This window comes from Mesorhizobium sp. WSM4810 (assembly GCF_055811235.1).
Map to the genome: position 1 here is coordinate 207,166 of NZ_JBVVQV010000003.1, position 19,731 is coordinate 226,896.

Consider the following 19,731-nt stretch of genomic DNA (forward strand, 5'->3'; position numbering starts at 1 on the left):
CTTATGACTGAGTCTCATTGGCTTCGCCCTGCGCTACTGCCGCGGTGCCATTAACCTGTCAGTAATCGAGCGTCGCGAAGTAATGGACAGGTCAGGAGAGACGATTGCGTTTAACTGGTCCAGCGCCTGGGTTAACGTCTGAGCGTCAATGGGGGCCGCCTTCAGTTCTGCCCGCAACTTCTCGATATCCGCCCCGCGATCGGCCAATTGTGCACCAACATTAACGGTTGGGTACGCGTCGCGGATGGATGCCTTATCCCCATCCGATAAAATGACGTTGTCCTTGGCAATATAGCACGGGCTCTGCTCCCTCGATTTGTACATCCATGCGTCAAAGCGATACAGCATGATTGAATTGGCGTCGAAATCGCCGACGGTTGTATACCGTCCGTCGTTGACCAATCTGCGAAGGTTGAAATCAACAGTTTCTTTAGACCAATAGTTTGGAGGGCCGGCAAGATATTGATAGATTGTGTTCCAATCGAATTCCTCTTCACAGCTTGCCAAGGGATTCTGGTGCTCATGATGCAGACCCAGCGCATGACCAAACTCATGCAGCACTACTTGGGAGAATTCGGGCTCGCTGGGTGGCACGATATCATACCCCTCCAGGTTCATTGATTGCTCGTACTGATCAGCCAGGTTGATGCTGTCTCTCCCAACCAAAGACCAGTAACCGTCATAACCAAAACCGATCCGTATGTCGTAGACCGCACCAGGCCCACAGACAACCGGATTGTTGACATTGCCGAAGTTCAACTGAAAGTTTCCCCATCTTGTCCACTCCTGAGCGGCAACTGCTATACGAGCACGCAGTTCCTGCCGCCCCCCCATGAAACAGACAAGCATCGATGAGCCGGGACTCCAGAGTTTGGCCTGTTCGTAAATTGCCCTAAGCTCTTCACCGGCGCCCGGCGGCAAGACAGTCTGTTCCTGTCGAAGCACCCGGGCGTTCAGGTGCGGCGGCAGAGCTTCGAGTACCCTAACGTTAGGCAGGTCGGGACCAGGCTTTTGCTGACTGTACGCGGGACTTATACATACCGCTGCTGTTAAGATACAGACAAGCCGCATAAGATTAAGCATGATTTCGCCCTCCGTTTCAAACCCTTCCCGGTTGTTCTGCTATGAGTAGATATTTTAGACGGATTTGCGAATACCGTCTAGCCTAGGTTTCGATATTATAAAGCACCGAGAAGTTGTTCATTCCGTCGATCACCATCTCTAGTACCCGAAACGCGGTGCGAGTCCGTCAGTCGACGATCTCGACACGAACTTCTACCCCATGGCGCTCGCCGCCCCCCGGTGCGGCGGCGTCTAGAGTGTTGAGATATTCCTGAACCGAGCGGCGGGTGGCCGCCATAGCCGACCAACTGATCGGTGCCAACACTTCCGCCTAGCGCTGCTTGTTCGCATCGACTTGATCAGGCTCGCAACGACGGCTCGGGCTCGCCGCTAAGCGAGCAGCTCAATCAGCCAAGATCGAAACACCCCGCAGTTGTCAAGGGCTCAAGCCGAGGGTTTACGGATAGATTAAGGCTATATATGATCTAAGAAAAACGAGGAAAGCTCCGGACCATGGTTACAAAACAGACTATGTTCTTAGCATTTGTCGGCGCTACCTTCGCTGCTGTTGCAATTGCATTGTCAGGCGAATGGGAGTCAAGCGGGATAGCGTCGATGCCGTCAGGCGACTGGGAGTCAAGCGGGATAGCGTCGGTGCCAGAGTCAAATAATTTCAAGGCTAACAAGCTTGCAAACTCTGGTGATGGTGATTGAGTCTCAGCTGGGTAATTGACTCCAGAAGGCCAATGTGGGGAGGCCAATGTAGAGTATCCTGCGAGAGGAGGGAGTTCGTCATGACCGACAAGGACATCCGCTCCCATGAGACTAAGACCATCTTGCGATCTAGGGAGGACCGCCCTCCCAGCGAAGTAGCCAATGAACTCGAGTCTGCTGCTTACGGGGAAGACCTTCATGTGGATCCGGAGTTTCACCCCGATGGCGGCCGTGAAAGCGAGTTCGCCGAAGCAGCCACTCAGTGGCGCGTCGCGAAAAGTTTGCTGACACTTCGAGCTCAGATCAACGCCATGGCCCCGAACCGGAAGAAGGCTTCGGACGGCACAATCTGGGATGAGCGCCACTGCGGCGGCGGTGGGAGGTCAGATCACTGCCCCAATGTTAGGGATGGAATCGTCGGCATTGTTACAGCGATGGACATCACTCATGATTCTGATGGCGGGTGCGACTGCCATAGTATCGCGCGAGCGCTTCACGCCGGAAAAGATGCGCGGATTAAATATATGATTTGGGAAAGGCGCATCGCCAATTCTTCCACGGTGGGAGGTTCCCCGGCTTGGGAATGGCGGCGCTATTCGGGTTCAAACCCACACAATAAGCACATCCATGTTTCTGTGAAATCGGATAAGATCAGATATGATGCGGAAGAAACATGGGATTTGCATGGTATGGAAGCCTCATCTGTCGAAGAGATTTCCTGACTTGTAATCTGCCTATCGGCATGGACAGTCGTCTGGCTGAGTGTGCATGGCCACCTCATGCTTAGGCTCGGTGGTTTGCCGTGGTCAGAGAATGTTGGATTCCAGCTCCCTTCCCTCCGCCAATGCACGCTGCCCCAACATTCTCTTGCCTCGGCTCGATGGCGCACGAACCGCGGGGCTTTTCAATTTAAGCTGCCAACCGCGCTGCCGGCCCCCCGGGCTGAATGGGCGTGCTCTGGCTCAACATTCTCCGAAGCTCTCAACTTCGCACTTTTGGTTCTCGGCTTTCAATCTGAACAATTTCAATTATTTGCAGTGCGCCAGTAGCCAGCAGGTTGGGTGAACTCTCACTAAGCGAATGCAGCTGAATTCCAACATATGATAAAAACTCCTTCGCGACCGCAGCTGAATGATCGTTTCGCGCAAAGAGCGGTCATCGCTGAACCACTACCCAGACGTCGCGTTTGGGGCCGAGAGCAGGCCGGCAGCTTCGGGCCGCGAATATTCAAGAGCGGACATTCAGGTTGCTGTGGGCATCGTCGTGACTTTGCCGTCCTTGTGATCCTTCATACGAGTCAAATGCTCGGACCGGAACATCAGCAGGTACGTATGTGCGAGAAAGGGTATGCAGGGACTATGAATCTAGACGAGTTCGAGACTGAGTTGCGGGCACTCGTAGGAGGCCCGACTGAGTTGCGGCCGCTGGTGTGCGAAGGATCGCCACTCGAATGCGATGTCTTTTTGGTGGGGTTCAACCCTGCCACTACGATGAATGCTGATTTCTGGACGTTCTGGCGAAGTGGATACGGCTACGAGAAGGCCGCCTGGCTCGAGGAATACAAGCGCGAGCGATCCGCAAAGCCTCTGAAGCCCGGTAGGACGCGGCGCCAAGCGATAAGCGCGACACGCCGTAATATTGAGAAATAGTTCATGCGGCGTGCCCGGCGCGTGTGCTCGAAACCAACATATTCGCCTGTCCCAGCAATGACATGGGTCGTGTCCCACCGTGTGGTGTAGGTCGGCGGTAGCTTAGCGGCGGTCATCGATGTTCTTCGGTAGGGTTGGGTTGCTGACACAACCTGATTCGAAGGAACCACCGATGACCACGACATGATGAACCTGCGCACGCTCGTAGAGAAGTCCCCCGACGCCGATATCCTGCGCGAGATGATCGGCTTTGCCGCCGAGCGGCTGATGGAGTTGGAGGTGGGCGCCGCCACCGGCGCGCCCCATGGCGAGAAGAACCCGCTGCGGCTTGTCCAGCGCAACGGCTACCGCGACAGAGATTGGGAGACGCGGGCCGGCACCGTCGAGCTGCGCATCCCCAAGCTCAGGAAGGGCTCTTACTTCCCGAGCTTCCTGGAGCCGCGGCGCATGGCCGAGAAGGCGCTGACCGCCGTCATCCAGGAGGCCTACGTCCAGGGTATCTCGACGCGCTCGGTCGACGACCTGGTCAAGGCGATGGGCATGAGCGGCATCTCCAAGAGCCAGGTCAGCCGGTTGTGCGAGGAGATCGACGGCAAGGTGAAGGCCTTCCTCGACCGGCCGATCGAGGGCGACTGGCCATACCTGTGGATCGACGCCACCTACCTGAAGGTGCGTCGCGGCGGGCGCATCGTCTCGGTCGCCGTCATCATCGCGGTCGGCGTCAACGCGGACGGCCGGCGCGAGGTGCTGGGCATGCAGGTCGGCACGTCTGAGGCCGAGCCGATCTGGACGGAGTTCTTGCGCAAGCTGACCCGGCGCGGCCTGCGCGGCGTCAAGCTCGTCGTCTCCGATGCCCATGAAGGCATCAAGGCGGCCGTCACTAAGGTGCTGTGCGCCACATGGCAGCGCTGCCGCGTCCACTTCATGAGGAACGTGCTGGCGCATGCCGGCAAGAGCGGGCGCCGCGTCGTCTCGGCTTTCATCGCCACCGCCTTCGCCCAGGAGACGGCCGAGGCCGCAAGCACGCAATGGCGCGCCGTCGCCGACCAGATCCGGCCGAAGGTGCCCAAGCTCGCAACCATCATGGACGACGCCGAGCCCGACGTGCTCGCCTACATGACCTTCCCGAAGGAACATCGTGCCAAGCTCCACTCGACCAATCCCATCGAGCGCCTCAACGGCGAGATCAAGCGCAGGACCGAGGTCGTCGGCATCTTCCCCAATGACGACGCCATCGTCCGTCTCGTCGGCGCCTTGCTGCTCGAACAGAACGATGAATGGGCCGTGCAGCGGGCCCGCTACATGACGCTTGAGACCATCAGCCAGATGAGCGATGATCCGCTTATCAGCCTGCCGGCAGTGGCGCGCTGATCAGTCCGGCCCATGCCGGAGAGCACGGCGTCCAATGCCGTCAGCTACACCACGCCAGTGGGCACGATCATGACATGAAGAGCCTTGATTTAGCGCTCCGCGAGATCGCGCCATTCAGTTTCTTGCTAAAGACTATTAAGCCCAAGGTGATCGTCGCCCATGGCAAGCCTGCTGTGGAAGCGATCAATTGGTTTGGAGTCAAGTGCCGATTCTGGAGTCAGCCCACTTCTCGCGCGGCATTTCGGGGAACGCCGTGATGGAACTCGGGCGAAAGGCAATGGCCTACTGCTAGCGGAGCTGCTGAGCGCGGACGCAGCTCTGTACATGCTGCACTGCAATAATTTAACCACTTAACTTGTTGAAATTCCTTGTCAAGTTTTGCCCGCGTGAGCAAACTGCAAACGGTGGTTTTCCACCAGTCGCTCGACTGGCGCGGCCGGGAAGTCAGAGCGAGGTCAGCCGTTGGTGATTATTTATCACCCTGTGAGCGACATAAAGCATGTGACGTCCGACAGCTGCGCTCAGGTCGAAACTGGAATGAAGAGGTGGTATGCAGCGTCGGCGTCGAAGAACGACCACCCCACCATGCGATCCACGATGCTCAGACGCTTGCGAAGAAGCGGAGGCTTTCACTTGGTTCGACTTTCATCGCTGTGTTCCCTCCGTTTGCTTTGGCCGCACCCGAACTTGCTAATTTCAGATTAAAGGCTTCGCCAGAGCCTACGGCATTGGCTGCAGATCTGGGGTGCAAACGTCCGGATCGGATGAAAAACAAATGCGATCCACGCTGATTGAGGCAGCACCATCGATCCGGTCACGATAGTGCCCGAACTTGAACTTCACAATGCCAGGATCCTCAGTCTTGTATCCGATCAGGCCTGTGATGCGTACGACGAATTGATTGTTGGCGTAGATGTCGACGTTCCCCTTTCCGTCAGAGCCGCCGCGCACGAGATAAGTCATCGTTACCCAACCGCGCTTTGGGTCGGGGAGCGGAGGGGGCGCGGTCCCCCTATGGTCAGAACGCTCATTCCGGACGACTGGCACATGGTCTCGGTGTCCAGGTCGGATCGGATGCATTTGATAGGCTCGCTTTTCTCTAGGACCGATAGAGGCAACGCCTGGGCGCTAACCACGGAAAAAATGGCATCGAAATCTCCTTCCGCCCTGGCTACTGCGCACCGGCAATGGTCGTTCTGGACGGTGACGTGGAGAACGCCGTTGTCGAAACGCTGTGCCAAGAAAGGACTCGGGCCATCCATCTCCTGCTTCCATTGAGCCAAGATCCAGCGGGCCGATCCGCAGGACGGAATGTCGCCGTCAGCTCGGAAGGTCATCGAATACCAATGAGCTTTGCTTTGGGTGTGCACCAGATTCGGCCTGTGCTGGAGTCGCAGCTCGTTGCGCTGAGCCTCGTCGCTGCCCTTATGGCATTCAGTGGCACCGAGCGCCTCCAAAGGCGATGGGGCGATGAGCCGAAGGGCCAAGTGGCTCCGGACCGAGCTGTTGGTTAACACTAGCCCGGAGGGAACCGAGTTCTTGCATTCGTCGATGTTCCCCCTCTTTTCGTCCACGACATTCTAAGAACGCGCCTTACCGTGCCATCGGGATTCTTCTGCTCTTCAAATTTGAGCGGCGGTTTGTCGATCTGGCAGTCATTCCAGACCTGGCGGTCGAGATTGCCGTGATCGAAATCGCTGACCAGCTCGGCCGCTGTGGAGCAGGAGATAGATGCAAGGAGCGCCAAGAAACTTGCCCGAGCCGCTCGCGTCCAACTGTCCCGCATGAATACTCTACCTAATGGAAATGATATCAAATACCGCTTCCCGGTCCAGCCCGAGTAACCGCACGCGCGCGCGGCAGGCGCTGTCTCTCAGCGGTGTGCAACACACCGCGATACAACGGCGACTACCGAGAGCTACTCTGGCTGCCGAAACTAGTGGCGGCCGCGCGGACGTTGCAGTGCGAATATTCGCCTTGAGCGGGCTTGGCTACGATATGCGCTCGGTCCATCGAAACATCCCGCTGGCATCTGTCGAAGTCATGCGCGATGGTCGATCAGGTCGTAGTGGGCGACACGAAATCGTATTCACGTACGGCGACGTTTTGAGCGTCTAGGACGGTGCCGCTAGGCTGATGATACTTAATGCAGTGAAATTGCGCGTTAATTGCACACGCATGGACTCCTCGATCATTCCCATCTCACCATCGATTGGGGGCTGCTAACTCTGCTCCGGCCGCGACCCCAGGGCAGTAGCATCCGGTCGCCTAACATAGTCGTTGCACCGGCACGGACGGCAATTCGATGTTAGCTAAAGGGGCGACTCGGATTGGCAACTTCCCTCAATGCGGCTAACAAGTCCTTTCGGCATGTTTCGCTTCCAGCAAAACACATACTTATCAAAACACATACTTATTTTGTAGCGCCTGTCACAAGCTGAGCCACTCGCAAAAGTCGGCATATATCGCCGTTCTCGGGTTCACATGGCTGGTCAATCCGGAAATCTGGCGGTAGCAAAACCGACACTCGGCGACGATAATGTATCTCCACCGTCTTCGGATTAATACCCCTATATTGCTCGACAAGATCAGGTACACTGTCGACATCTACTTGAGCTACGGAGAGTGACAATTCGGCCATTAAGTCTGAACCAAAGCGGCCGGAATTAAGAACTTCGGTTGACGTGCCGTTCATGACACGGAATTGATTCCACGTGCCGTCTGGCGAGACCCTTGTTTCAAGACCGGTCACTCCAGCAAAGCCAGATTGCAGCAAACGTACCGTGAGAGGCTCGTGGAGGAATTGATCTTCTGCGCTCACTTCAAGAGCTCCAAAACCCGCTAGGACAGTTAGCAGGACAAGTCCGCTGAAAAAAAAGGGTGCTCCCACGTGTTCTGCCTCCGTCGCGTCGAGCGCTCACCGGCGCACTTAATATAGCTGCGCAAACCATTGCGGCAACATCTTGTTGGCGGGATAAAGCCTCTCGAACCCTAGCAAGGCTTAGTCTTCTTGGGGGCAGAGACATTCTATACCTTCATCTCCCGGCCCGTCTCGAAAGGGTTGAGTGGCTCGGAATCGCGTGATCTGTGAGGGTTGTTCAGGCCAACTTGGACGAGCGATGTGGACCCCTCTGCTTGCCCGGCAGCAAAGTCGTGCGGGCTTCGATGCGAGGCTATGATGCTGAAGGAAGGTCATTGGCCGCAAGTGTTATGCCCTGTTTGGGATAGTATCGACTGACGCGGTCCTGTTTCCTCTTCCTGCCGGCACGCAGGACCGGGACGGGCAGGTCCGTTGCTCGCACCCCCCGCCGCCTTTCCCCTTCATTCGGAATATCTTCGCCGATAGCGGCTACCAAGGCCTTGCACGTTGCCAAGCCAAGTCCATCAGTATTGCCGAAATCGTGCGTCGCAAGCCAAGCCAGAGCGGCATTGCCATCCGGCCCGCGCGCTGGGCGACCAAGCGCGCGGCCGGATCAACAGAAACCGGAGGTCCTAGCGGGAGGTAAAAGGACGCTTGGCAGCCGCCCCCTCTACGCCGCTCCCCTTCTCACTGAGGCATTGGCCGCTTAGCAGAGTTTCAAAACTGACTCATAGGCAGCTCTTGTTGCAGCAGTGTAAAACTGGTATAATTGGCCTCCTAGAAAGTTCGATTGACAGAATTGTGGGTAACTTCAAGGACGTAACATGAGGTGATTAAAGTTTAACTCAAACAAGGGAGGCCGTTTATGAAGCGCGGATTTACTCTTAAGCACTCGATTTGCTTGATGTATGCTACTGTGGCACTCCTCGTCCCTGGGTCGTGGTCGTATGGCCAAACACCAGAAACCCCTCTCTCGGGTGTCTCATCGGATCAAGGTCGATTTCCAGACGGTGCCCGGCTAGACTCGGGTTACAGCATGGTGAACACCCCCATCATGACCCCAGCAACAGGCCAAGGCTCCTCTGCGACAATTGGATTTGCCGCAGCAGCGGAAATCCAAGCAAACTTACCGCAGGGCTTTAGTATCCAGCCCGGAGAAACAAAGAATATCGGCTCCGAGAGAAACGCAGCCGCTGCCTCTCCCGCTGGACTGCAGAGTCCTGACGCAACCCCTCAGAACGACGACAAGCTCATCACCGTCCACCCGCTTGCTTATCAAGGCGTGCCTCTCTCAAAGGGGAGCGATTACATGACGATAGCCAGCGGCGATGGCCGGCTTCTTATTGTACGCCAGCGCGGATTGCCCGAGACGGTAGACGGGACAACTCCATCAGTTACCGCAGAACAGGCCGTCCGTGTTGCCCGGGAGGCGGCCGCCCCGGCGTTGGACGACGCCAGCACAGCCTTGGAGAGCCCTGCCCTCGAGGTCTGGGTGGATCAGCAGCAGACCGGTCACTTAGCCTGGACGTTCAAACTCCGCGCAGGACCGATGACCGCGCCGGTTGTTCGGCGGTACTGGGTCGCAGCAATCGGTGAGCCCCGGGTTCTCGAGTGGGAAAGTGAGGTTTATCATACGCATCATGGGACGGTGACAGCAGCCGTATGGGCAGGAAGCTCTTTTGTCGAAACCGCAATCAGTAACGAAGCTCTCCCAAGGACGCGCGTTACACGGGATATCGACGGCCTCGCCAGCTTTACCGGAGCCAACGGACGTTACGCATATCCGTCGGGCACTGGAAATGCGCAGATCGCAGCATCGCTTCAGGGCCCCTTCGCAGTAGTTGAAGAACAGGCTGGTGCAGGGCTGCAGGCGTCACAATCAGGGACTAATGCAAGCCCGATGGATATTCATTTCACTGCTTCCGGCGAATCGGAAGTAGCCCAGACGACAGCGTTTTACTGGACCAACTTCGCACACGAATTCGCCGGGCCGGCGTTGGGTCAGACGGATTTGGCCAATCTGCCGGTCAGGACCAATATCGCTGACACGTGCAATGCCTTTTGGGACGGCTCGTCCATCAATTTCTTCAAGAAAGGTGACGGCTGCCCAAACACCGCCTATTCGGACGTGGTATTGCATGAGTTCGGGCACGGTGTGGATTCAGTCACAGGCGGCATTGTCGACGGCGGATACAGCGAGGGTTTCGGGGATGCGCTCGCCATATTGGGAACCCAACAGCCTTGTTTGGGGCGTGACTTCCTGGGTGCCGGAACCTGCTTGAGGCCCGCATCCGATGTGATCCTCTGGCCGCCTGCTCCGGGCGACGGTGTGCACAACATCGGCCGTCGATATGCTGGTTTCGTCTGGGAGCTAGTGCAGCAATTAGAGCAGGAGCACTCCGCTAACGAAGCCAATGCGCTCGCCACCCGTCTGGTACTGGGTGCAAGCGCGGCGAATCCTTCGGACATTCCCGACGCCGTTCGGCTGATGTTCGTCATAGACGCGCCAGACGGGAATCCTGCCAATGGCTCGCCCCATTTCGGTGAACTGGCAGCCGCGGCCGACTCGCGCAACATTCCTCGCCCGCCGGACCCGCCAGCAGCAACAGCTGGAGGCGCGGTTTCTTCGTCAGCTACTTTCCCGTGGACGCCCCCACAGATAGTCAGCGCCAACAGTGTTATTCTCCAGGCCACCATCCACCTCGCTCAGCCGGCGGCAATTCATATGGTCGCTAACTCCAGCGGCCTGAGCTCGACGGGCCATACGTTTCAAACGGGATTCTTGAACGATCCTGACCCGAATGTAGTCTGGACAAGTTCGTATCGCGATGTGGCTGCCGGCGCCAATGAATGGACTAGTTTTGGATCGGTAGCGGCGGTCAGACTTCCAGCCGGCGACCATACAATTTATTGGAAGATCTGGACTAACGGCGGTTCGCTTAAGCTGAGTTCTGGATCTCTGTTGGTACAGGCATTCGACAGCGCAGGTTCCACTCTCGAGGTAGCAGAAGCTCAGTCGACAGTGACAGCGCCATTATCGAGGAGAATGGAGCCGGTGAACGCTTTTGACACAAATGGCCAGGCCATTACGCGAGCCCCTAGTCCATAGGACAGGAAGGGTTTGCGACGCTGAAGTCGCCGAGACGCTTGGGTCGGCTCTCTGCCCCAAGCGCTATATAACGGGCCCGGCGTGGCGGATAAACGCTTCGTGTGCGACCCCAGCCGCACTGTGGCGGCCGGGCCGTAGATTGTCGGTATCACATAAGCGCCAAGCTTGACTCATCAGCTTGGCTCGGCGCAACTTCGATGACCTCCGACAGCCTTTACCTCACCCCGTAGCCAGCGTGATATGAATGATCGGCGTCACTCGGCCGAATCCGGCGCCGGCCCCGTAAGCCTTCACATGCGCACGATCACGCTATGTTCATTTCGGGAGTCGCTTAATGATAGTCTTTGTGCTTCGCCACGCCGACCGGCAGGCTGAGCCTGTCGATGATCTGACTTCGATGGGGGAGGAACGTGCGAGGCTCCTGGCATGGATGCTGGCTGATACTGGTATCAGCTTTGGCTATCACAGCGGCTTCGTGCGCGCGCGCCGGACTCTCGAACCACTAAAGGAGAAGCTCGGTTCCGCCCTTTCCATCATCGGGTTGGATGACGTCGCGACAACAATCGCGGCAGTGAGAAATCAGTCGCCTGACTCCGTGATTGCGGTAGTCGGTCATAGCAATACAGTTGGGCCGATCATAAGTGGGTTGGGCGGCGGCCCTGTGGACTCAATCGGTGCGCACGAATTCGATAAGCTCTTCATCTTGTCCATCGGCTCGGCCGGTGCAACGACCTTGATCAAGCTGAAATATGGACTCCCCGCACCGGTCTAACCTTGCCGCGGCACCCTCCTTGCATGGTGCGGACGCCCTCCGAGTGCGCATCGCCATCGTAGCTTTGTGGTCTCGCTTATTTTGGCATCGGCAACGAAGCGGCTCCGCCCCCGAGCTCAATCGCAAATTCCACGGCGAGCTTGGCAAATCGGGCCTGATGTTCTCCGGTGGCGTCGAGGCTGGCCGTGAGGTCTTCTGGCGTATGGATCTTCGGGTTGAAGTCAGCGAATTGAGCTTCAAAGGGAAATCCGGCCGGGTATCCATTCCTCGTCCACGAGGCATGGTCCGAGCATGCATATCCACACGCTGTCTCCCCATGGGTTATGACATGCTTGCCGCTGCTATTATACACGGCAATTAACGCCTTCAGAAAGTCAGTCACGTGCGGATTCACGAAATCCGTGACGAAATATATGTCTTTGTCCGAGCCATGTAATCCGGTCATGTCCAGCTGGAGCACACCCACGACGTTCTTTCCAGATCCTGCATATTCTCCCGCGATTGCGCCGGAGCCGCGCAGGCCAACTTCTTCCGCCGCATACGCCATGAACTGGATCGTCCGTTCCGGGCGTAAGCCAGTTTCCACAAATACTCGCAGTGCCTCCGAAATCGCTGCGATCCCGGAAGCGTTGTCATCGGCGCCTGGCGCATTGTCGTTGTCGTCATTGTGAATGGAATCGAGGTGCCCGCCGATGATCACGATCTCGTCGGGATGAAGTGAGCCACGGATAGTGGCTATGACGGAGTCTTGCTTCCAGTCATGGTTCACCCGCTCGACGGAGATATCGTCACGTCCGGCCAAATACCCGCTCCAAAGCTGGGCTATCAAAGCGGCCGACTGCTCGCCGCCCGCTGACTGGTAGTACCGCGTTCCGAGCGCCTCGAGACTGCGGATAGTTGCGACGAGCTTTACGGCGTCGATCTTTTCGAGCGCGGGTAACACGGCCGCCTGCTGATCGATCGTTTCCGAAGTAAAGACGCCTTCCGAGTGAACGAAGCCGGGCTGATAGATGGGATTGTTGAGCTCTCGCAGCGCGGACTCGCGGGTCGGATGCAACGTGTAGCCGCCACAGCGGTGGAAATCCAAGTGGAGGACATTCTGCACGAGGCCCCTAACTTGGGGATCGATCCGGACGATGCTTAGGCCATTCTGCGCCTCAACGACCTCAAATTCGGGGGCATTTGGCTGGCCCGCAAAACTCGATTGAAAGTTCTGCTGCGACAACTCGGCAGCATCTGACCCAACGACAATCCATTCTTCAGTATTTTGAGCTAGTGCTCCTGCGGTCGGCACGATAGCAGCGCCCACCAACCCAATTACGGTGTTAAAGATCTTTTGTCGTTTGCGGTTGTGGCGAGTGTGCTTGCATGGCCGGAACTCGGATAAAGGAAGTTGCTGGTTGCGGGGGGGCGTATAGTCGTCCTCGGGCGCGCCGTCTTCCATCCTGATCTCCTTCGCCGTGAGAAACCAAACTACCTCCGCAAGGGCACTTGCCTGTTATTTCGTTGTCATTCTCTGCCACACAACCAAAGCAGTCAATTGCCATTGAACGGAACGTGGTTATCGACGCCAACTTATTCGGAAGATCTAGGGCCAGGTGGCCCGACGAGGAGTACGCGCAGTGCCGGCATTTGGTGGAACGAGTTCAGCCTGCAGCGATTGGGCTTTCTTGGTGCGCGAACCGGAACGCCGTAGCCGAATGGAGAACGTTGGATCCCAGTTCCCTTCCCTCCGCCAATCACCCTCCCCAAAAATTCTCTGCTCGACCTAGCAAGGTCGAAATCTCGCAGAACTGCGGACTTTTCTGGAAAAGCTGGCAACCGCGCTGCCGGATCTTTCCGCCGAATGATCGTTCTCTCGGCGGGTATTCTCCGAACCTGGAAACCTCGTTCTTTGGGTTCACAGGTTTCGATCAATGCTCTCAACAGGTTAGCTGTTTCGTGATCGTGCGAAGTAGAGCGGAGCGCTCGCTAGGCGAACGCAACTGAATTCCAACCTGTATGTCCGAGCGGACGGGCAGCTTACAGTATGATTGATGTTCAGACGTGGCCGTTCCGCAGTCGGCATGTCCGATAGTAAAATTCGTATTACACTGACGGGCACAGAGGCGCCGGAAATCAACTCCCAACATGTTCGCGAGATACCGATGCCCGCTCCCCTAAAGGCCGAGCCCCATAATCACGCGCCGCCCGAACCCATACCAAAACTGGGAAGTCGCCCGCGTATAGGTTGCGAAGTTGTCGGGCGACCAGTTCACATCTGAATTGGCTCGCACCAGATAATGGACGCCGTTGAGGCACTTAAGGTCGTCAACCGGGGCGTAGCGCAAATACCCCATGCACTGTTCATAGGTCCGCTGGAAGCTATGTCCAAAGCAATGGTCAGGCGCGTTGGATAGTAGACCTTCAAGGTAGTAGGACGGCGCCACGCCCGCCGCCAAAAGGCCATCCTCAATCATCTTATTACGCATGTTTTTGAATACCCGCACCGTCTGCTTGAACCACTGGCGGGTGTTCTGGTTTTTGGTCGTGCAGTTATCGGCGTGTTGGCGCGGAAAATTCACAATTCTCGTACCGTCGGCTTTCCAGAATACGATGCCGTCAGCCCGGTCGTGGCGCGCCTCGTCTATGTAGTTGAAATAGTGCCTGAACTGTGCGGTGACTAAGACATCGGCATCGCGCCGGTTGTCGTTTCCGCGAATGTAGATCGCCTTGCTTCCCGGGCGCACATCGTTTCCAAAATTCGCTGTAAGCCACTGCGTTACGTCGGCTTTGAACTGCGCTTGGGAATATGTCGCCTCGCCAGGGTGGGACCTTTGAAAGTTCGCTATTCCGTCGGCCGTCACCCTCGGCGGGTTCACCTCGTAGAGGTTGTGATAGAAAATCTCGTCGGTGCAGATGACGAGATCGACATCGCTGTCCGTCCGGATGTTGGTGTTGTTCTTGTAAGAGCCTTGCAAAAAGGGCGGCTGGAATGACCGGTTGGCATAGGGTGCCCCTCGGTCTGTCAAAACGTTGGTGATGATTTCGTTGGTTCTAGCCGACGACTGGATCGCACCAATCTGCGACCAAGTTTCCAACTGCTCCTCTGGGACAGGCATGATAGCTCCGCTATGCGAGAAGTTTAAGGATTTCTTGTTCCTGATCGCCGAACGAAGTGCGACCTTTCTGATGAAGTCGCGAGAGCTTCATGAGATCGTGCTCGACCAAGTCGGTTGCCATCTCCGGCTCGTGATATTTGCCGCTGACCCGAACGGCATTAAGGTCGCCAAACAGGATGCTCCTCAGGCGGTCCATAGACTGGGTGTTAATCTCCAGCACCCGTTGCAGCAGCCTCACCGACGGAAACATGCCGATATACCGCATGGGGCTCGCCAGTGATTTGATAGGGGTCGGGTACACTCCAACCCCGACGCTCAAAAGCCTGATGTCGGACCGCTCGACCTTATATGCTCTGGTCGCATCGGCAATGGCGTAAAGGCTGGGATTGTTGGCGCAGTAGCCACCATCCGCCAGTTTCACCGTGTCGCCATTACCCAGCTTTACAGTCTTCAGGCAGAAGAATGGGTAGGCCGAACAGGAAGCCTGCACGGCGTCCGCCAAGGTACAAGCCCAACCCGGCACGAAAGTCTTCTGGCGGCCGTGAGCCGCCCTCACGTCGGCTTTAAATATCATGGGCTCGTGGTCGATCCACTTCGCGGCGACTATGCCAATGCCAGTCTGAACCGCGTCGAATTTCTTCCCTTGGAAGATCTCGTCTGCAAGCTCCTTTAGCCGGGCCGTTTTGCTCGAAGGTAGCCACCGCTTCATTACGCTGGGAACGTGTTCCTGGTAGAGGGCGTGGACTTTCTCGACCGGTTCGCCGATTGCGAGCAGCGTTCCTATAATTGAGCCCGTGCTGGTGCCGTAGATGAGGTCAAAATGCTTGTGCAGCGGGCCGATTGCCGCCTCCAGCTCTTTGAGGACGCCAAGCGTGTAGAAGCCTTTGGCGCCTCCGCCATCCAGGCTCAGAATTCGGAAGGGTTTTGTTTTAGCAGCCTTCTTGGCCATTCCAGCCGCAATCTCGAAAAATACAAGGCTACTCTAGTCGATATTTCGTGGCGGTGGGTAGGCGACGTGGGATTATCCACTGCAATACATCGTCTGCATTGGGATTTCACGCTAAAGCTCCCCTCACCTGTCGGCGGAACGCTACTGCACCCACTTGTTTTGTGTGGTGCGTCGAGCAACGTTTCGGTAAGCGGATCGATGTGGAGATTCTCACCAAGGCACAGGCCTCTGACGACTCATGACACGTCCTTTGCGACAAATTTCGCGGAAAGATGGTGGAGATCATAAAATCGCCAACGGCGTGGGCGTCAGCTTGAAAGGTCGAGCTGACGCCCCAAAATGGTTCTGCAATCGCGAGAGAGGATAGTCGTCCTGCGCATGATTGTGGCAGCGACGGCGCGTCAGTACTCGTCGGCCCGCATAATGGTCATCACCCGCGATGTGACGTTGCGGTCGGACGGGTCGGGCGAATGGTAACGGCGGCTTAGGTCATAGTAATCGATCTTCCAGATGATCTTGATCCCGCTGACCGTCATGACCGCGCAATCGTGCTCGCCATAGGGATCGTTCTCGGGTGTGAAACTATCGAACGCGGTGATGGCCGAGATGATATCCCTGATCGCCGAGGGACCGAGGGCCGCTATCCCGGTGGTGATGACGATGGTCCCGCCAAGCCGCCGGACCCTCAGGTCGTCGTTGAGTTGCCTGGTCTCGAGGACAGTGGCGTCGAGCGCCCGGCTGATGTCAGTGGCTTCCCCGAAGGGCGTATCTCGTTTCCGGTTCGTCATGGTCTTTCCCCTTTCTGGACACGGTTGGTCCTTTCTGGCCGGCGCCATTGCCGGTCAGTTCCTGTATTCGAGTTCTTGTTAGGTTGGAGTGGTTAGCCCGCGTCAGACGCAGGCAATGCAGCCGAGGGCTCGCCAGCCGGGAACGCTCCCGAACTGCACCGCCACAGTTGGTTGTCCTTCCCGGCCACTGTCGCAATGTGATCGACACTCGAGGCCGCGAGCCGCTCACACATGGACTGATCAACGACTTCCCTACCCGCCCACGAGCCGTCCACGACCATCGACCTTCGACTGACGTCCCGACATGGGCGCCCCCTCCGGTCAGGATCAGGATACAGGAAAATATTCCTATTGTCGCCGGCCTGAGACCGGGTCAGGTCGGAGTCATCAGTTGTAAATGCGCTGCGGCGGGACAGTGATGGCCGGACCAGGAAGAAGACCTGCCATGAAGCGAGCTTTCTCGATCACACGACGAGGTCGAAGATCTGCGGGCTCAGGTAGTGATCCGTCAGCTGCACGAGATCGTGCTGACAGATCAGGGTCGGAGTCAAACTCGACTGGCTCAGAAGGTGCCTTCACGCACAGGACAGCCGCCGGCGCACACCATGGAGCGGACGCAGTCGCGGCTCGACCCGCAACGATCGGTGAGACGACTGTTATGCAGCCTTCGATGCCGAAACCTTGTCACGCCGTCCATCGATTAAAAACACAACCTCGTTCCAGGTTAGGTCCGGTAAGTAAGCGAATAGTTCATTCAGCCGAGGACGTCGTCAGTGTGAAAATGGTATTTCACCCTGACTGCCCCTCGCCCGGCGAGGATTTCCCAAGGCGACATCGGGATTGGCGGCAATGGGGCGGCTTGATCGAGACGGTATTGCTCATGCCGTCAGTGTCTTTAACGTCGATTTCTCGACGTGTGTGGTCGAGCGCCACCGGAGGCTGTAGATCGTCATCAACACCGAATGCGCTCTGACGATAATCCAACGCAGCAGTTGTAAGGATTTCGAAGTTCGAAGCGATTCAACGAGAAAACCACAAGCGACAGCACGAAGACGAGGGTAAAAAGTGGATGATGTAGCGTATCAACGCCTGGCCCGCATCGTGGGGGAGCTGGAGAGCTTGATACCGAGCTTTGTGTCAATTACCGCGAAGTTTGATGCCAAACTTAGCGTTTTCGAAGACTCGAAAGGCGCAGAAGATCTGAAGCGGTGTCAGGAGTTTTGGGTCTCCGCCGCCTACCGAAACGCGCTGATCCGGCTCCGACTCATCCTCGAGAACAATTTCTCCTATCTGGAAACGCTGAATGTGCTGGCCACCACGCGGTATGTGTTCGAGACACTTGTGTGGTTGCGGCTGCTAGATCGCGAACCGGACCACGGGCTTGTCTTCTACGGGAGAGTGATGTCCGGACAGCTCCAGCATTTCAGAGATTACAAAAAGAAATTGGTGGGAGAGATCGCGTTTTTTGAAAGGCTGCAGAAGGAAGAATCCGCGCTGCATCAGGACAACCTCAGGGAACTCAAGGAAAACGCTCGAACTGCTGGCGCCGACCATGTCTCCGCGGCGAGGGCAGCGGTTATGAACGAAATAGACCGCAAGGCTAGGAGGGCATTCAGCCTTTATGCCGATGACGCCAAGCGAAACGGCTATGGATTCCAGGCGCTCCTTATTCGCAAAAAGGTGGTGCCTGTCGTTGACGCGCAGATCGACCAATTGGAGGCAGAACAGAACGCATTTGTCGTGGCGTGTTCGGCGCGCGTGCGCACGAAACTGAAAGAGCGATGGAACTGGAAAGTGGAAGCCGGTAGCGTCGGCATGCAAGCACAATACGAGTTCATCTATTCCTTCACAAGCCGGCTGCTGCATGCAACACCCTCCAGCATCTTTACGGACCGGAAGAATTTGGAAGCTTCAGAAATGGTCGTGTTTCTGGACTACGTGTACGTGTCGATGCTGGATGTTCTAGAACTAGGAGCACGGCAAGTTGGGTCTGAGAAAAGGGTGAACTAGCAGCGCCCAGTCTCTGATGTTGTCGCGGCGAGATCCTGAATAGGACATCCGCCAACCGGTGGTCAGGCAAGCGAATAATTCAATCAGGCAAGGACGTCCTCAGTGTGAAACTGGAATTTCACACTGAAAACCCCCTTTGCAGTGGCTGCTGATATTCAAACTTGGTCTTTTGAGATGGAACCTGCAACTGAGGGTCAATCAGGCTCCCAATCCCATCTCCTCCTGGGGCAAGCTCTCGATCATCAGTGGGCGCTGGCGGCTGCGTATGGGGGAAGAGCGGCTGATGGCGCTGCTTCAGGAAAGTCTTGCAGCGGCGGCCAGGCTGGGGGCGGCCAAGCCGTCGGACTTCCGCGCGGTAATCGTCGATACCACCGTGCAGGAAAAAGCCATCACCTTCCCGACCGACGCCAAGCTGATGCATCGCGCCCGTGGGCGGCTGGTGAAGCTGGCCAAGAGGCATGGCATTGCCCTGCGCCAATCCTATGCGCGGGTCGGCAAGATCGCGCTGATCAAGCATCAGCGCTATGCCCATGCCAAGCAGTTCAAACGGGCCAACCGGCAGCTCAAGCGCCTGCGCACCATGCTGGGAGCGGTGATCCGCGACATCACCCGCAAGCTCGTCGGGCGGCCGGAGCTGATGCAGGTCTTTGCCTGCCGCTGTCGCTGGCCCGGCGCGTCAGGGATCAGCGCCAGCGCGAGCGGGGCAAGCAGGTGTATTCCCTGCACGCTCCGGAGGTCGAGTGCATTGGCAAGGGCAAAGCCCACAAGCCCTACGAGTTCGGCGTCAAGGTCTCCGTCGCCACCCCGCTGCAGCGCAGCCGCGGCGGCCAGTTCGTCGCCCATGTCAAAGCGCTGCCCGGCAATCCTTATGACGGCCACACGCTGGCCACCATCATCCCGGCAATCGAGGACACCATCGGCGTCAGCCTCGGCAAGATCGTCACCGATGCCGGCTATCGCGGCCACAACGCCCCGAAGGGCAAGATGTTCAAGGTCCATGTCGCCGGCTACAAGCGCGGCCTCACCAAGGTCGTCAAACGGGCGCTGCGACGCCGGGCCGCCGTCGAACCCGTCATCGGCCATCTCAAGAACGACCACCGTATGGGCCGCAACTTCCTGGGCCTTCTCCGAGGGCGATGCCAACAACGCTGTGCTTGCCGCCGTCGGCTACAATTTCAGCCTCCTGCTCAACTGGCTGAGGCTTTTGTGTGCCTTCTTCCTGGCGCTGTTCGCCACCCCCGCAGCGCCGCCGATCCAGCCACGAACAGCCTAATCACCTCTGGACGATCCAACCGGCGGACGCCCATTTGCCAGCCCCGTCTTTCCGGCCTGATCGCAACCGCCGT

At 57.3% G+C, this 19,731-nt stretch carries 14 protein-coding genes and 1 pseudogene; 6 read left to right on the forward strand and 9 right to left on the reverse strand.

What is annotated here, in order from left to right; all coding sequences use genetic code 11:
• Positions 1–33 precede the first annotated feature (33 nt).
• Both AC0L3O_RS06110 and AC0L3O_RS06115 read right to left on the reverse strand, forming a co-directional pair.
• Positions 34–1,083 carry a zinc metalloprotease gene (locus AC0L3O_RS06110; protein ID WP_473615106.1) on the reverse strand — a complete coding sequence of 350 codons (1,050 nt, stop codon included), beginning with the start codon at positions 1,081–1,083 and terminating at the stop codon, positions 34–36.
• A 166-nt stretch (positions 1,084–1,249) separates the two neighbouring features.
• Positions 1,250–1,384 (reverse strand): hypothetical protein, encoded by a 135-nt coding sequence (locus AC0L3O_RS06115; protein WP_473615108.1) that lies wholly within the window; start codon positions 1,382–1,384, stop codon positions 1,250–1,252.
• A 472-nt stretch (positions 1,385–1,856) separates the two neighbouring features.
• Here AC0L3O_RS06115 and AC0L3O_RS06120 point away from each other — a divergent pair, with 472 nt between their 5' ends.
• Together AC0L3O_RS06120 and AC0L3O_RS06125 are read left to right on the forward strand one after the other, a co-directional pair.
• Positions 1,857–2,498, forward strand: coding sequence for a hypothetical protein (locus AC0L3O_RS06120; protein WP_473615109.1), 642 nt, complete (start codon positions 1,857–1,859; stop codon positions 2,496–2,498).
• Between the two features lie 1,110 nt (positions 2,499–3,608).
• On the forward strand, positions 3,609–4,796 hold the full coding sequence (locus tag AC0L3O_RS06125) for an IS256 family transposase (protein ID WP_473615110.1): 1,188 nt from the start codon (positions 3,609–3,611) through the stop codon (positions 4,794–4,796).
• A 720-nt stretch (positions 4,797–5,516) separates the two neighbouring features.
• On the opposite strand, the gene AC0L3O_RS06130 is transcribed toward AC0L3O_RS06125, so the two are convergent.
• The 3 genes from AC0L3O_RS06130 to AC0L3O_RS06140 all read right to left on the reverse strand — a co-directional run bounded on the left by AC0L3O_RS06130 (position 5,517) and on the right by AC0L3O_RS06140 (position 7,617).
• Positions 5,517–5,759 carry a hypothetical protein gene (locus AC0L3O_RS06130; protein WP_473615112.1) on the reverse strand — a complete coding sequence of 81 codons (243 nt, stop codon included), beginning with the start codon at positions 5,757–5,759 and terminating at the stop codon, positions 5,517–5,519.
• Between the two features lie 553 nt (positions 5,760–6,312).
• The gene (locus tag AC0L3O_RS06135; RefSeq protein ID WP_473615113.1) at positions 6,313–6,543 is read right to left on the reverse strand and encodes a hypothetical protein; all 231 of its coding nucleotides are present in this window, start codon (positions 6,541–6,543) and stop codon (positions 6,313–6,315) included.
• A gap of 666 nt (positions 6,544–7,209) precedes the next feature.
• Positions 7,210–7,617, reverse strand: a complete 408-nt coding sequence (locus AC0L3O_RS06140) for a hypothetical protein (protein WP_473615115.1) — start codon at positions 7,615–7,617, stop codon at positions 7,210–7,212.
• Positions 7,618–8,692: 1,075 nt separating this feature from the next.
• Here AC0L3O_RS06140 and AC0L3O_RS06145 point away from each other — a divergent pair.
• Together AC0L3O_RS06145 and AC0L3O_RS06150 are read left to right on the forward strand one after the other, a co-directional pair.
• Positions 8,693–10,765, forward strand: coding sequence for a hypothetical protein (locus tag AC0L3O_RS06145; RefSeq protein WP_473615116.1), 2,073 nt, complete (start codon positions 8,693–8,695; stop codon positions 10,763–10,765).
• 334 nt (positions 10,766–11,099) lie between these two features.
• Positions 11,100–11,537 (forward strand): SixA phosphatase family protein, encoded by a 438-nt coding sequence (locus AC0L3O_RS06150; protein ID WP_473615118.1) that lies wholly within the window; start codon positions 11,100–11,102, stop codon positions 11,535–11,537.
• A 76-nt stretch (positions 11,538–11,613) separates the two neighbouring features.
• Here AC0L3O_RS06150 and AC0L3O_RS06155 read toward each other — a convergent pair whose 3' ends face one another.
• From AC0L3O_RS06155 to AC0L3O_RS06170, 4 genes are all read right to left on the reverse strand, one after another.
• Positions 11,614–12,981 (reverse strand): M20/M25/M40 family metallo-hydrolase, encoded by a 1,368-nt coding sequence (locus tag AC0L3O_RS06155; RefSeq protein WP_473615120.1) that lies wholly within the window; start codon positions 12,979–12,981, stop codon positions 11,614–11,616.
• A 715-nt stretch (positions 12,982–13,696) separates the two neighbouring features.
• Positions 13,697–14,638, reverse strand: coding sequence for a nucleotidyltransferase domain-containing protein (locus AC0L3O_RS06160; RefSeq protein ID WP_473615122.1), 942 nt, complete (start codon positions 14,636–14,638; stop codon positions 13,697–13,699).
• A gap of 10 nt (positions 14,639–14,648) precedes the next feature.
• Positions 14,649–15,587, reverse strand: coding sequence for a patatin-like phospholipase family protein (locus AC0L3O_RS06165; protein WP_473615123.1), 939 nt, complete (start codon positions 15,585–15,587; stop codon positions 14,649–14,651).
• A gap of 401 nt (positions 15,588–15,988) precedes the next feature.
• A complete protein-coding gene (locus AC0L3O_RS06170) occupies positions 15,989–16,375 on the reverse strand; it encodes a DUF3768 domain-containing protein (protein ID WP_473615124.1) in 387 nt (128 codons plus the stop codon).
• 1,065 nt (positions 16,376–17,440) lie between these two features.
• On the opposite strand from AC0L3O_RS06170, the gene AC0L3O_RS06175 reads away from it, so the two are divergent.
• Positions 17,441–18,385, forward strand: a complete 945-nt coding sequence (locus tag AC0L3O_RS06175; protein WP_473615126.1) for a hypothetical protein — start codon at positions 17,441–17,443, stop codon at positions 18,383–18,385.
• Positions 18,386–18,635: 250 nt separating this feature from the next.
• A pseudogene (locus AC0L3O_RS06180) lies at positions 18,636–19,658 on the forward strand (IS5 family transposase); the annotation flags it as partial.
• Positions 19,659–19,731: the final 73 nt, after the last annotated feature.

What these genes read in the sequence shown, in the direction of transcription:
- AC0L3O_RS06110 (WP_473615106.1), bottom strand. Translation starts at nt 1,083, where the DNA reads ATGCTTAATCTTATGCGGCTTGTCTGTATCTTAACAGCAGCGGTATGT.
- AC0L3O_RS06120 (WP_473615109.1), top strand. Translation starts at nt 1,857, where the DNA reads ATGACCGACAAGGACATCCGCTCCCATGAGACTAAGACCATCTTGCGA.
- AC0L3O_RS06170 (WP_473615124.1), bottom strand. Translation starts at nt 16,375, where the DNA reads ATGACGAACCGGAAACGAGATACGCCCTTCGGGGAAGCCACTGACATC.
- AC0L3O_RS06150 (WP_473615118.1), top strand. Translation starts at nt 11,100, where the DNA reads ATGATAGTCTTTGTGCTTCGCCACGCCGACCGGCAGGCTGAGCCTGTC.
- AC0L3O_RS06125 (WP_473615110.1), top strand. Translation starts at nt 3,609, where the DNA reads ATGATGAACCTGCGCACGCTCGTAGAGAAGTCCCCCGACGCCGATATC.
- AC0L3O_RS06130 (WP_473615112.1), bottom strand. Translation starts at nt 5,759, where the DNA reads ATGACTTATCTCGTGCGCGGCGGCTCTGACGGAAAGGGGAACGTCGAC.
- AC0L3O_RS06160 (WP_473615122.1), bottom strand. Translation starts at nt 14,638, where the DNA reads ATGCCTGTCCCAGAGGAGCAGTTGGAAACTTGGTCGCAGATTGGTGCG.
- AC0L3O_RS06145 (WP_473615116.1), top strand. Translation starts at nt 8,693, where the DNA reads ATGGTGAACACCCCCATCATGACCCCAGCAACAGGCCAAGGCTCCTCT.
- AC0L3O_RS06165 (WP_473615123.1), bottom strand. Translation starts at nt 15,587, where the DNA reads ATGGCCAAGAAGGCTGCTAAAACAAAACCCTTCCGAATTCTGAGCCTG.
- AC0L3O_RS06155 (WP_473615120.1), bottom strand. Translation starts at nt 12,981, where the DNA reads ATGGAAGACGGCGCGCCCGAGGACGACTATACGCCCCCCCGCAACCAG.